The sequence below is a fragment of the Rheinheimera soli genome (genome assembly GCF_021290985.1).
GTDB classification, from domain to species: Bacteria; Pseudomonadota; Gammaproteobacteria; order Enterobacterales; family Alteromonadaceae; genus Pararheinheimera; species Pararheinheimera soli.
This window is the reverse complement of sequence record NZ_JAJOYU010000014.1, coordinates 1-12507: the sequence shown is the minus strand read 5'-3', so window position 1 is coordinate 12507 and position 12507 is coordinate 1. Positions and strand designations below refer to the sequence as shown.

Genomic DNA, 12507 nt, shown 5'->3' with positions numbered 1-12507 from the left:
CTCAGCTTGCAGCGTTAAGGTTTAGCCTTTACTGCTGGATCGACAGGAACTGGCAGCCCTTTGCTATGCCATTTCATCACAACAAACTTCAGCGGTACTTTGCCTGTATTGCGAATGCCATGCGAATCCCAAGGCGCTGCATATAAAATGTCGCCAGCCTTAGCAGGAATATCTTTGTCTTTCAGCGACCAGACACCTTCGCCTTCAATCACCATCAGATACTCCTCTTCGGCATGAATATGAGGCGGATGAATTTCTTTACCTGGCTCAATCACAGCCACACCAGTCAGTGCATCCTGGGTGCCAAAAGTAGGCTTGGCAAAATAACTATAAAACACATAACCATCGCCCTTCTCGGCTTTGGCTTCAGATTGCTGAATAATTTGTGACGGCTGATCCGGCTCTGCCGCACCAATACTCAGGCAAGTCACAGCCAATCCGGCCACTAATCCTAACTTTAATTTGAACATCCGTACTCTCTCCTTCAGAACAATGCAATCTTTACACTGCCCTGAAAAGCAGGTGAGGTCAAACAGCTATTGGTCCGATCTGTGTGGCTAACTTTGTGGGATGAACAAAAAATTTTGCCAAGACAAGGGGGTATAAAAGATGGGACTATTTGCTAAATGTTCAAATCAAACAATACCGCCAGCCTGCTGATAGCTGTCGAATAAGCTTTGCAAGGACGCTATATCCGTATCTTGAGAAGCTAAATCAAGTCCATGGCATTTAGCGCAGGCCAAATGAAAAACATCAAACTTACGTTTTTCCACGTTCTTTTGCCCTTGAGCATTAATCAAGCGGTCAAACCGGAACAAATTAGCTGCCAGTTCAGATACCTTACGGTCGACATCAATCTCAGTCAGATTATCCAATACCTGCTTCAAGCTGTTATAACGCTCAGCGTCATTCCAACTCACGCCACGCAAAACTTCATATCGGATAAGAGGGGTAATAACAAGCTTGATATCTGGATCTTCCAGAAAGGTTGCCAATTTAGTAGTAGCACTTTGACGCAATTGTTTTGAAGTTGTTCCGCTGTCATCCAATGCAGCAATAAGTAGATTAGCGTCCAGCAATACATTAATCATGCTTACTCGCTTCCTTTACCTTTAATCAGCTTCAATAGCTGCTGTTTGGCATCGTTCTGAGACTCAGGCGAAGTGCCATCCAGCTTTATGCGGTTGATATCAATATCAAAGGCATCTTTTAGAACATCAATCAAAGATGCAGTAGCAGGCGAAACAATAGGCTTAGTTCTGACCACGCCATCGTCCTCGCGCTGCAGTCGGTAAGCTTCCCCGGCATTTAGCTGAGATAACACTATAGGAGAATGCGTCGTGACATAAAAAGTCGTATTGGGAAATAACTGCTTTAGTAGCGGAATAATTTTCGCTTGCCATGATAAATGCAGATGGCTTTCTATTTCATCAATCAGCACTATGCCTTTCACTTGCGGTAAGCGGGTTTCATTGGTGAAACAACCATAACCAGAAATAATAGCCTGCAGCATTTTCAAAATGGAGGCGAAACCAGTACTTAAATGGGACAACTCTTTTGCTTGCTGGTCAATTTTCAGGAAGACTCTGTTATCACCGCTAATTTGTAGATACTCCGGGTCTATTCTGTTGTCAATTTTATGCAGCAGTTCCAGCAGTACTTTAATTTCAATATTCCGATTATCTTCCTGCTTTAAATAGGGATGGGAAGACTGAGCTATAGTGACAAACCAGCCCTCTATACCGATATTCATATTTAAACTGGTGAAGTTATCTTTTATACCTGTAACTTGTTGTTGCAGATAATTGGAACGACGTTGCTCGAAAGTACCAATGCTGGTTGCTGAGCTGCTTTTATGCTGGATAAAACCTCGATTTTGGGAAGCTAAAAACACCACTGGGCAACTATGAGCCAGCGAGTTTCCTTTGAGCATATGGGCTGCAACATTTTGTGGGTCAGTCAAAAAGCGAACGTCGTCATCCATGGTAAAAGAACGAAATGCCCATTCTTCAGACGACAAAAATGGGTAACGTCCTATATTTTTTTGGCTAAAAAACAGTACCTGAAACAGCGCTTCCAATGTCTTAGTTTTACCCACACCATTTATGCCAATAAGCACATAAACCTGCTGGTCTTGTTGCAGCTCTAACTCTACCTTGCCGACCCCTTTCAGGCCTTCAATAGTAACAGGGTACTTCAGCATAAATTATCTCCGTGAGAGACTGACACTCAGCTTCAAATGAAAGTATAAAAATCTTCTGTTTAGTGTACAGACTTTATAATTTCAAACGAGTTTTATCCACTATGTAATGATTGCAGCAACAAATCATTTGTGCAACGACAATAAAGTATGCCCACAAGGCCATTTTTATACAAACTGCTGGCAGTTTGCCCGTAAGCCTTTAGACCTAGGATGCCATTTTCAGACATTCGGCTCAAACTTACTTTTGCCCAAAAACGATGTAGCTAAAGGTTCTAGAAAAAGCTACCCGAAAGTAGCCTCTTCTTCTAGCTGTTGCTTAAAACGACTTGCTCGTACTCAGCGCGAAGTTGAGCATAATGCTCATGTTGCAATAGCTGGTTGTCGCCTAGCTCAATGATGTGAGCATCCTGTTTATAGGTGGATAAGGCGTCGTTGTTCATAGCACATAAAATCACTTGATAGCCATTAGGTGCCTCAAAGAGCGGGTTTTAAAGTAAATCAATCACTAACCCATCTACAACCTGCAATCAGCTAGACCCGACAGCAGTTGGCAAACTGGGGTCAGAGCCAAACCGCTGTGCGGTGTTGGATCTGACTGTCAGTGTGTAATTAAGTTTGTGACTAATGTAGGTTCTCCAATCAGATGGTTTTAGAGCTGACTCTAAAACGCTATACACCTTGTCACTTGACTTAAAATTGTGATGTTATCTTTCACTATTAAAACGTGTAACTAACACCCATATTTAAGTTTGCACCTAATCCTTTAACGCTGTAACCAGTACCGTACCTGAACGACTGCGAACGGGCCGGGAAGTAATCTTCATTCAGCAAATTCTCAATACCTGCAAACAGTTGCCAATTGTTTATCTGATAGCTCGCTGACAAATTCAGCACATCGTAACTCTTCACCGGGCCTTGGTCACCTGTGTAAAAACCATCAGCGTTAGGGCTAAAACGGTCCCGGTTAAATACGTGCAGCCAATACATACTAAAACTCAAATCAGCGCTCGAGCGGTAACGCACAGAGCTGGTCAGTTTTGGCGCACTAATTTGGCGGGCACCCAGGTAAATATCGTTTTTCGTATCTTTACCTTCAGCGTAGCCATAAGCAGCGCTTAATTGCCACGCATCAGACAAACGATACTCGCCAGATACTTCATAACCCCAGATTTTTTGAGGTGCCCGCACCGGCCGGTAAATGCCAGTAGCACTATCAAGTTGGCTACCAGTGCCTAATTCAGACTCGCTGCGATAAACTGCAACATTCAGGTACAAAGCATCAACCTGGCTGCTAAAACCAGCTTCATAATTTTTAACCACCGACGCTTCGCTTTGGATCAAGCTGATATCATTTACCGTTGCAGTGCGCAGCAACAAACCCAGGTCGGGTACTTCAAACCCCTCGGAGTAACTAACATAAGGTGAAAAGGCATCAGACCAGCGATAACGTAAGCCCAGATTGTATGTGGTTGCATCGTAATCTATTTTTCCGCCAGTGACAGCCATCGGTGTTGAGCAGGTTTGAGTATTGCGGCATAACCTTAAGGTGTCATAGTCAGCTACCTTCACGCTGACCGACTCGCGCCGCGCACCGGCTTTTAATGTCCAGTCATCACCGAACGCCCACTTGCTTTGCACAAATAAGCCATGGGAGCCCATATCCATTTCCGGTACCCAAATACGACCATCTAATAAGGGTTGCGATGTGACATCCTGCAGCACATCGACACCATAGATGAAAGTAGCATCAACCTGACCTAATATTACGGCGCTGGTCAGTACGGCGCGCAGGCCGTCTTTTTCCGATAAGATGGCCGATTGGCCACCGTCAAACTCCTGCTCTGGATTCGCCAGCGTTGCTGACCAGAAAAACACGTTATCGATTTTCTGCCGGTAAGCATCCACAACCAGACCGGTGTTACTAAATAGCTCATTATGCTGATATTTCAGCATCAGATTATAATTGCCTTCAGGCCCTTGCGGCGCCCCCTGCACCACCTCACCTGCCGTCAGCGGCACAGCATAGGTTTTCTCACCCAAATCAATATTGCCAGCAACATCACGGTACTTCGCATCTTGATCCGAGTCGTAATAATTGTAACTGAACTGCAGCGACTGCTCGTCATCAAGCTGGTAGGCTAATTTCACAAAAGCATCACGCTGCCGACTGTCCGACAAGCCATATTGCAGGCCAAGAATATCGCCGTCGGCATCGCGTTGCACACCGTATTTCTCCTGCGACAACTTAGCCACATAACCCAGCTTGCCCGCATTTCCATTAACCGACAGTACGCTGCGATAACCGATGCTATCTTCAGCTTTAACCAGACTGCTACGGATTGATTGCGACAGCATGACATTGGCTGCGCCCTCACCCGGCTTTTTCGTGATGTAGTTAATCACGCCCCCTGCAGCGCCATTCCCCCAAATTGACGTTGCACCATTCACCACTTCAATACGCTCAATACTGGCCGGATCTAAAGTACGAATACCGAGGCCGCCATTACGCAAAGGGGTGTCTTGTGGTACTCCATCAATCATCACCAATACATTGCGACCACGTAAAGTCTGCCCAAAATTACTAGTACTGCCAGTACCAGGTGCCATACCCGGCACAGCAAGTGACAGCAGGTTTTGTAGTTCAGAGCTCACCTGCAGGTTTTCATTGATAGTTTGCTGATCTATCAGAGTAATACTGGCCGGAACTTCGTCCAGACTTTCTACTATACGGCTACCGGTAACTGTTATCCGCTCAATACCCTGAGTTTCAGTGGCACTGTTCGCTTGCGCCACTACAGGGTTTAACGCCAGAAACACGGCCAAATACGTCATATTGCGAATACCAGTCATAACTACTTCCAAATGAGGTGAATGCTAAAATTGAGCGCATTATAAACGCCGAAAAATCAATTAACAATCGTTATCATTTGTATTTGGTGGTGCGTAGTTACTGCTGTCTATCCAAAAGCAGTAGTTCAAATGCAGGAGAATGCGCTAAACAACAAACTGTTTACAGCACACCTGCAGGGCCGTCGGGCGGGTACAATTTTTACTTATCAAAGATGGCATAGTGCGACGACAGCACAGTATATAAAGCTAACAATTGCTCGATAGGAACTGGTTTACTGTATAAATAACCTTGCATATAGTGGCAATTTTTACTCAGCAGATAATCCCGCTCAGCTAAGGTTTCTACCCCTTCTGCTATACAGACGACTCCCAGACTATCTGCAAGAGTGATAATAGTGTCGATAATGGCGGTATTGTTGGATTTAGTAATGTTCGATACAAAACTGCGGTCTATCTTGATCGCGTCCAGTGGAAAATCCTGAATATATTTCAACGAAGAGTAACCAGTACCAAAATCGTCCAAAAAGATCTGAAACCCGGCGTCTCGCAGCTCGCTCATATTATGGATAGCATTGCCTTTATTCTGGATCAAGCTCGACTCCGTGATCTCAAGTCGAATTAGCTTTGGTGACACCCCCTTTTCCAGAATAATCTTTTTAAACTGCGCAAGAATCGAATGTGAACATAGTTGTGTTGCAGTTAGGTTGATGGACAAATAAAGCGTAACGCCCTGGTTCTGCAATAACAAGATATCTTCACAGGCTGTTGCAAGGGACAAACAGGTTAATTGGTCAATCAAACCGCACTGCTCAGCAATCGGAATAAACTTGTCTGGTGGTATAAACTGGCCGCCGTTGTTCCAGCGGAGCAGCAACTCCACTCCAACCGGCACACCACTTTTTGCATTGATAATCGGCTGATAATAATTGAGCAACTTATTCTGCGAGATTGCATCCCTTAACTGCTGCTGCAGAATAAATTTTTGTTTGGTTTGCTCCAGAAGCCCGGTTTGATAAGAATAATGTTGATAACCACCACTGTCTCTTGCAGCACGCAGCGCAAGCTCGGCTTGGTTCAGTAATTGTTGTCCGGAATAAGGCTCATTAGTACTGCACGCCGTACCCGCTATACCTGATATCGTAATGTCCTGTTCATGAACAGTGATCGGAGTGTTAATCAGTGATAGTAAGCGCTCAGATATATGACTTACATCCCCAGCTTCACTGTTTTGCAGGGCGACTACAAAAGTTGACTCTGCAGCATGAATTAATAAATTGGGCGTACTTATTATGCTACGCATACGTGTCGATAGTTGTAGTAGTGCAGAGTTTGTCACTAAGTCGCCAAAAGCACTTTTAATTTCGCTAAATTGCAGCAATTTGATGACAATAAAGGCACTGAATTGCAGCCCGTTTTCCGCTTGTGTCAGGTATTGCTGCAGTAAATTACGGTTAGGCAGCCCAGTTACCTGATCATAGTGCGACAAGTGCTCAAGTTCCTGCTCTGTTAACTTATGTGAGGTAATGTCGGTGTACAACCCATAAATCTGCTGTGGCTTGTCTGATTGCAGTACGGACAGCTTGCCGACATCTTTAAACCAGCGCCATTGGCCTTCGTTCGTTTTTATCCGGTAAATACAATTAAACTCGGTGCTCTCGTTATCTTTCAGCGCTTGCCAGTTTTGGTAATAACTGGCGCTGTCATCCGGGTGCAGTTTCGCCAGGTAGTCCTCCATACTGTAAGTGTCCTGCAGCGTCGGAAAAATAAATAACATACGACTGGAATGGATAAGGCAGTTCTGGTTAAGGTCTGCTTCCCATACGTCACTAGAAGCCACTGCCAAGGCCAACTCAAGCTTATTTTTTACCTGCCTTAAGGCGTTATGCTGTTCAAGTAGTATGGTTCTTTGCTTTATTTTGCTGCGAAGCCAAAGCATTACCATGCTGAGAACCATTACCACATAAAGCGCATAGGCTAAGGGACTACGCCAGGGCGGATAATCTACACTGATCTGCATCAAGGCGGTTTTCTGTATTGCTCTGTTGCCGGATCAAAGGCGCTGACCGACAAGCTGTACTTACCTGGTGTCAAATTTGGCAATGACAAATAGGGAAAAGGTTTGATGTAATCCGGTAATTCCATTGACCCACTCAGGTCAAACCTGTATTGGGTGTCATTCTGTAGTTTGTAATCAAATGCCGAAACCTGGACCCTCAAGCCATAATCATCATGTGCCAGTTTAAGCTCTTGTTGTTGTGCTGGTATAAGTTGTGGTACTAATTTTTTTGATTCAAGCGATACATTCGTAAAATATAATGTTGGTTGGGCCTGTTTTTGAGCGATAAATTGATTTGCTTCAAAAATCGATACTCCCCGCATCGAGCCAAACACCATCTTGTTATTGTGGTGTGAAAAGTGGCCCGAAGAACCATTAAACTCGTTATAAGCCAAGCCATCACGACTCGTAAACTGACGCAAAAGCCGCAGCTTGGGGTTAAACCGCCATAATCCGGAATGGCTACTCATCCACAAATAGTCCTGATTGTCTTTTTGCAGCGCATACAAGATAGAAGTTGATAAGGAGGGCTCATCCGGATTGAAAAAAGTGCTCTTCAAAGTAAAATTCGTGCTGTCCAGCTCAACCAACCCCAGGCCAGAGATTAAAAACCACAGGCTTTGGTCAACTTGCTGCATTCCTTCCCCAAATAGAACTTTGTCTTTATGCTGCTCTGGTAGCTGATATACCAACGATACCTTGTCTTGCTCCAGCCTGTATCGCCAAATCGCGCCTTGGTAAAAAAAGAAGAACTCATTTACAGCTGCCGGATCAGCGCCAAACCATTGCGCGTCTTGAGGTGAAGATAAAAACAATGACAGAGATTTCAAAGGCTGTGCACTACTGTCGTTTTTTATCCGAAATGCCCCTTTGGCATTAATGATTAATAAGTCGTTGTCAGCAGTTTGCGTGACACTGTAAATATATTGCTGAAACACATCGGAATTTTGTGCTGAAGTTGGTACCACGAGCTGATTTGAAACGGTATCAAATTGTACTAAAGACACTGCTGTCAGCAACCACAAATAGCGGTCAGATGCATGCGGGTAAATACCGTATATTGTCGCTGCTGACTCCACAGCTGCACTATCGCCATTCACCAAAAACTGTTTAATTTCACCGCTGTGCCAGTGATAACGGTTCAGGCCATTTTGCGTGCCAATCCATAAATCTGTTGCAGTGCTGTGTAAACCGAGGACAACATTATGGCTCAGTGTATTTTCACCGGTGCGATTAAACACATTTTCAAAACCGGCGAACTGGCTGTTCCAGAAATAAGCCCCATCTCCACGTGAGCCGAGCCAGAAGTTGCCATCATCTAATTCAATAAAGTCCAGAATGGTATCGTCGGCATAAGCAAAAGCAGTACTGCCTGGCTGAAACAACGTCTTCGCTGTGATTGCTTCAGCATCCAGTTGTAACAAGCCAGAGTCGGTAGCCAGTAAAATACCGTATTGTTGCGACGGCTTAATTTTCCAGACGTTGTGTTTTGGTAGTAATGTCTCAGCCAGCACCTCAGCAGAAGGCTGCCGCAAGGCACTGATCGGTAAGCGATATAGCCCTCTGACAGTACCGATCAGTAAATGCTTGTCATGCAGCAACAGCGTCTTACTGTTGAACTGGTCTTCGAGGGCATTTTCCGGTAAATACTGCAGTGGTTTTAGTAGTTTATTGGATAAATCGAACTGGTATAACCCCTTCGACGTGGCAATGATAAGGGTATCCTCGAAGCGAAGTATATCGCGTATGTGGTGAACAGCAGGGTCTTTCCCGGTGAAAGTAAATACTTCGCTAAGGTTACCGTCTTTATTCAGCTGATAAACGGACAATTCATTGGCATACCAGCGTTCTTGCTGCGCATCTTCGCGGATTATATAGATTGCCTGTGCCCGGGAAAACGCCCCTTTACTATCTCGTTGCAGATAGCGGGCATTACCTGTTAACAAATCCATTTCAATGAGACCAGCATCCGCTGTTGCAACATGCAGTTTGGTATCAGTAACGAAATCAAAGTCCCAGACAATATCGCTGCTTAAATTAAGCGCCGCACGCATATGCTCTACACTGGTGCCATCAAACCGGTCTAAATCACTTTCTGTGGCTAACCAAAGCTGCTTTTTGCTATCCAGCTTCATTGTGTAAACCACGCCCTGACTTAAACCATTGTCAGGAGAAAGACGCGACACATTGGGGGTGGCAGATACCAGAGTACAAGTAAAAACGGACACAATGAACAGCAAAAAACCCAGCCAACAGCGAAGAGGCTTATAGCGTGTCACAAAATCGCTGCTGGCAAAAGATATGGTCTGAGTAAGAAACGGCATATTTGGATTTTTATTTAGGTTTCTAAGCCGGACGATAGCACGATAGTAGTACAAATTCCAAATTGCTTACATGCTGCTTTAGTAATAAACGAATGTGATCCGAAGCAGGGATAAGAAAGTTTGCACTAAAGGCTTTCTTCGTGATCGGATCTTTCGATCAGCCTCCCAATCACAACAAAGAGGATCTGTGCACAAGTTAGTGGAAGTGTTTTGCGATATCGATGATTTTTCTGCGGTTTTCATCCCTGAATGGGGAAAATTCTTTTAACCGATGGAACACGCAAGCTGCAGCGTGCTGGGCGCATGCCAATGAGTGAAATCATGACCATTATTATCTTATTTCAGATACCCAACGCCTCTTTGCAGTTACTTCGTCAGCCTGAAAAGCCAGCCAACTGGCATCGGATCTGTGGATTCCACCTGTATCAAAGTCTGTCACAACTTGAGAATTCAGCGGCGCCCCCCCCTCTGCCAATCTGCATGACAGCAAAACATGGTCCAGTGATCGACTGGAGAAAGGCATTATGCTGGTGACCAACGTACGTAAAAGCATGAAAGCAAAAGCCATATCTTTGTGGGACAGAGTCATGCATTCAAGGTGCTTTATCATCGAAACCATCAACGACCAGTTGAAAAATATCTCACATAGAACGCTCCAGACATCGCTGTGTTCATGGCTTTTTGCTGAACATGATTGAAGAGCTCATCACTTATTAATTGAAGGGCAATAAGCCACAACTGAACATCACAAACGCGAAGTTTATTACTGCTACAGTCATGACTCGTTAAACCGATCTCTGGTTAATTAGACATCGTGCGTCTCAAACTTGTACATCTAATTGTCGACGAGGCCGATACATCAGGTAATAAGCCGCTGGAATCACAAACATGGATAGCAGCGGCGCAGAAATCATTCCGCCGACCATAGGGGCCGCAATCCGCTGCATAATCTCACTGCCAGTGCCAGCACCCCATAGAATAGGTAGAAGACCAGCCAGGATCACAGCAACAGTCATGGCTTTGGGCCGCACACGTAACACTGCACCTTCACGAATGGCTTCCAGCAAATCAGCTTCGCTGGTTTGATCTTGGTCAGTTCTTGCCCGCCACGCCTGTTTAAGGTAAAGCAGCATGATCACTCCAAATTCGGCTGCCACTCCGGCGAGGGCGATAAAACCCACTATGCCAGCAACAGAAAGATTGTGGCCAAGGCCAAACAACAACCAGATCCCGCCGACCAGTGCAAAAGGCAGCGTTGCCATCAATAGCAAAGCCTCAGCAAAGTGCTTAAAGGTCACCACTCGTTGCAAATTGACAGTACCGCTTGTTTCACTAACAGTACCACTGTATCGAATAGTGGCTATGTGCCAGAAGCAGACGTACAATTATCGCATTTTAAGCCATTTTCGATCTTTGCTTACAGAGTCTTTTGACCTCTTTTAATTGAGCTTCTGTTTGCGCAAAAACATGCTCATCTGCCTTCGCGGCCATCCTTATATTAAACTTCAAGGCCTCATCCCTTGTAATAGACACTTTGCCGGAAGGATATCGCTCAGAGTTGTTAATCATATATGCATATTTTGGAGATAGCGGATAATAAGCGTCCATGTACTCTGGTGCTTGTCCCTTGGGTATATTCTTAAGTGATTCATGTACATTAATTATTGGATTATCAGAAGTTATAAACGGTTCAGACGTCTCATTTATCAGCAGTACATGTTTATCACTATGTCGGGTAGCGGTCAGGTTAGAGCCGATGTTCATTCCAAACATGTAGCTAAGAAACCACCAGTTTTTTTCCCTTAATTGACTGTATTTTTCGAATGAAAATGGAGGGTTCGGGTTTCGTTCAAACGATTCCCGATTAACAGCACTCATTGCCATCTTTTTGAACGACTTGGTCCGAGTCATCTGCATCGCGAAGAATTGTTTAAACTTCACTCTGTTTTCAGATGTCTCAAATACAGAAATATCACCTCTGTTGAGACACGTCAGAATTTCGACCACATCGTTTTCATGAGAACCATGAAGATTCTCCAAAACATTGTGCTGAAAAGCATCAAGACTCTGCTTGATCTGCTCTGGAGGTTTCACACTCTCCGCTAACTTGGCAGTCATGGAAGCAATATAGAAGTCTTTCAAATAGTCATCATGAACCTCACGAAGCTCGTCAGGGCTTAGAGATGAAAAACCTCTTATAAAGCGAACGTCCTCATCATCCAAAAAGTTTATTTTATAGAAGTCCCTTTCAGCAGCGAGTCCATAAACGCTATCACGACAAAAATTTCCCTTTTTCGATGTGTACCAAACATTTAAATCATCTAATGACCAATGTTTTAAGTAATGCGCCCAAATATGGTGATGTTTGCGCTTCAACTGATATTTCTTATCCAAATTCATTCCCCTTAACTATCGCGTTAAGCATAATCACGAGACTGATGCGCCCCTATAAATAACAGCATTAGCTGTAGTTATCATTCCATTCCAGATTTTATTACTTATAAGGCAATATCAGCTATTCGCTCAAAGCGCTGATCTGTTCTGTGCCATAAGCTGACATTTGGCTTTTAGATTTGCAACCTGCTTCCAACAGCCTCCTTAAACTGCTGATAACCGAGCAAGTAAACTTACATTAGTAAAATCTTGAACAACTCGCCTTTAGAGGACACAGATTTTGGTAGCGAATGTTTTAGCCAATTGGATGAAAATGGTTGCCAAAAGGGGACGTCGGTATTAGGTTGAATAAGCGAAAATCTTGATAGAAAGTAGAAAATCTCCGTCTCGCGAGCGATTTACCTTCCATTAAGTTGTTTTGCACTTAATTAGTCAGGCTAACTGCAAGGAGAGAAACTTTGACTGGAGTAGACAACTTTCCATACCTTCCGATTTCCGATGGAAATCAACTTGTTCTCACGAATTCAAACCGCTCCCAAAAAAGGGGCATGGATAACGATGACGACTATTATGATGAAGTGAATACGGCTGGCGAAGTGGTTGCCAAATATCATATATGGCATCACATGAGCATATATCCACCACAAAAAGTAAATGAAGGGTGGGAGAAATTTAATCTA

General features: G+C 44.2%; 10 protein-coding genes and 1 pseudogene. 2 read left to right on the top strand and 9 right to left on the bottom strand.

The features are described from left to right. Positions 1–14: 14 nt before the first annotated feature. From LSG37_RS11185 to LSG37_RS11155, 7 genes are all read right to left on the bottom strand, one after another. Positions 15–470 carry a cupin domain-containing protein gene (locus tag LSG37_RS11185; protein WP_233079951.1) on the bottom strand — a complete coding sequence of 152 codons (456 nt, stop codon included), beginning with the start codon at positions 468–470 and terminating at the stop codon, positions 15–17. 165 nt (positions 471–635) lie between these two features. After that, complete coding sequence (locus LSG37_RS11180) at positions 636–1091, bottom strand: type II toxin-antitoxin system VapC family toxin (RefSeq protein ID WP_233079950.1); 456 nt, start codon at positions 1089–1091, stop codon at positions 636–638. Positions 1092–1093: 2 nt separating this feature from the next. Continuing rightward, positions 1094–2203 (bottom strand): AAA family ATPase, encoded by a 1110-nt coding sequence (locus LSG37_RS11175; protein WP_233079949.1) that lies wholly within the window; start codon positions 2201–2203, stop codon positions 1094–1096. Positions 2204–2508: 305 nt separating this feature from the next. Continuing rightward, positions 2509–2643, bottom strand: a complete 135-nt coding sequence (locus LSG37_RS21245) for a hypothetical protein (protein ID WP_269836559.1) — start codon at positions 2641–2643, stop codon at positions 2509–2511. Positions 2644–2920: 277 nt separating this feature from the next. Then, the gene (locus tag LSG37_RS11170) at positions 2921–5053 is read right to left on the bottom strand and encodes a TonB-dependent receptor (RefSeq protein WP_269836558.1); all 2133 of its coding nucleotides are present in this window, start codon (positions 5051–5053) and stop codon (positions 2921–2923) included. Positions 5054–5252: 199 nt separating this feature from the next. Continuing rightward, positions 5253–6788: a bifunctional diguanylate cyclase/phosphodiesterase gene (locus LSG37_RS11160; RefSeq protein ID WP_233079948.1), complete on the bottom strand. Its 1536-nt coding sequence runs from the start codon at positions 6786–6788 to the stop codon at positions 5253–5255. 281 nt (positions 6789–7069) lie between these two features. Continuing rightward, positions 7070–9055 carry a ligand-binding sensor domain-containing protein gene (locus tag LSG37_RS11155; protein ID WP_233079947.1) on the bottom strand — a complete coding sequence of 662 codons (1986 nt, stop codon included), beginning with the start codon at positions 9053–9055 and terminating at the stop codon, positions 7070–7072. 577 nt (positions 9056–9632) lie between these two features. On the opposite strand from LSG37_RS11155, the pseudogene LSG37_RS11150 reads away from it, so the two are divergent. Next, a pseudogene (locus LSG37_RS11150) lies at positions 9633–10222 on the top strand (transposase). Between the two features lie 32 nt (positions 10223–10254). Here the strand turns inward: LSG37_RS11150 and LSG37_RS11145 are convergent. Both LSG37_RS11145 and LSG37_RS11140 read right to left on the bottom strand, forming a co-directional pair. After that, a complete protein-coding gene (locus LSG37_RS11145) occupies positions 10255–10734 on the bottom strand; it encodes an efflux RND transporter permease subunit (protein ID WP_436286420.1) in 480 nt (159 codons plus the stop codon). Between the two features lie 94 nt (positions 10735–10828). Next, positions 10829–11827: a DUF4238 domain-containing protein gene (locus LSG37_RS11140; RefSeq protein ID WP_233079946.1), complete on the bottom strand. Its 999-nt coding sequence runs from the start codon at positions 11825–11827 to the stop codon at positions 10829–10831. A 458-nt stretch (positions 11828–12285) separates the two neighbouring features. On the opposite strand from LSG37_RS11140, the gene LSG37_RS11135 reads away from it, so the two are divergent. Then, positions 12286–12507 (top strand): hypothetical protein (locus LSG37_RS11135; protein WP_233079945.1); only part of this gene is annotated, 222 nt, incomplete at its 3' end.

Excerpts from the sequence above, each read along its gene's own strand:
- LSG37_RS11185 (WP_233079951.1), bottom strand. The coding sequence starts at position 470 with ATGTTCAAATTAAAGTTAGGATTAGTGGCCGGATTGGCTGTGACTTGC.
- LSG37_RS11180 (WP_233079950.1), bottom strand. The coding sequence starts at position 1,091 with ATGATTAATGTATTGCTGGACGCTAATCTACTTATTGCTGCATTGGAT.
- LSG37_RS11175 (WP_233079949.1), bottom strand. The coding sequence starts at position 2,203 with ATGCTGAAGTACCCTGTTACTATTGAAGGCCTGAAAGGGGTCGGCAAG.
- LSG37_RS21245 (WP_269836559.1), bottom strand. The coding sequence starts at position 2,643 with ATGAACAACGACGCCTTATCCACCTATAAACAGGATGCTCACATCATT.
- LSG37_RS11170 (WP_269836558.1), bottom strand. The coding sequence starts at position 5,053 with ATGACTGGTATTCGCAATATGACGTATTTGGCCGTGTTTCTGGCGTTA.
- LSG37_RS11160 (WP_233079948.1), bottom strand. The coding sequence starts at position 6,788 with ATGGAGGACTACCTGGCGAAACTGCACCCGGATGACAGCGCCAGTTAT.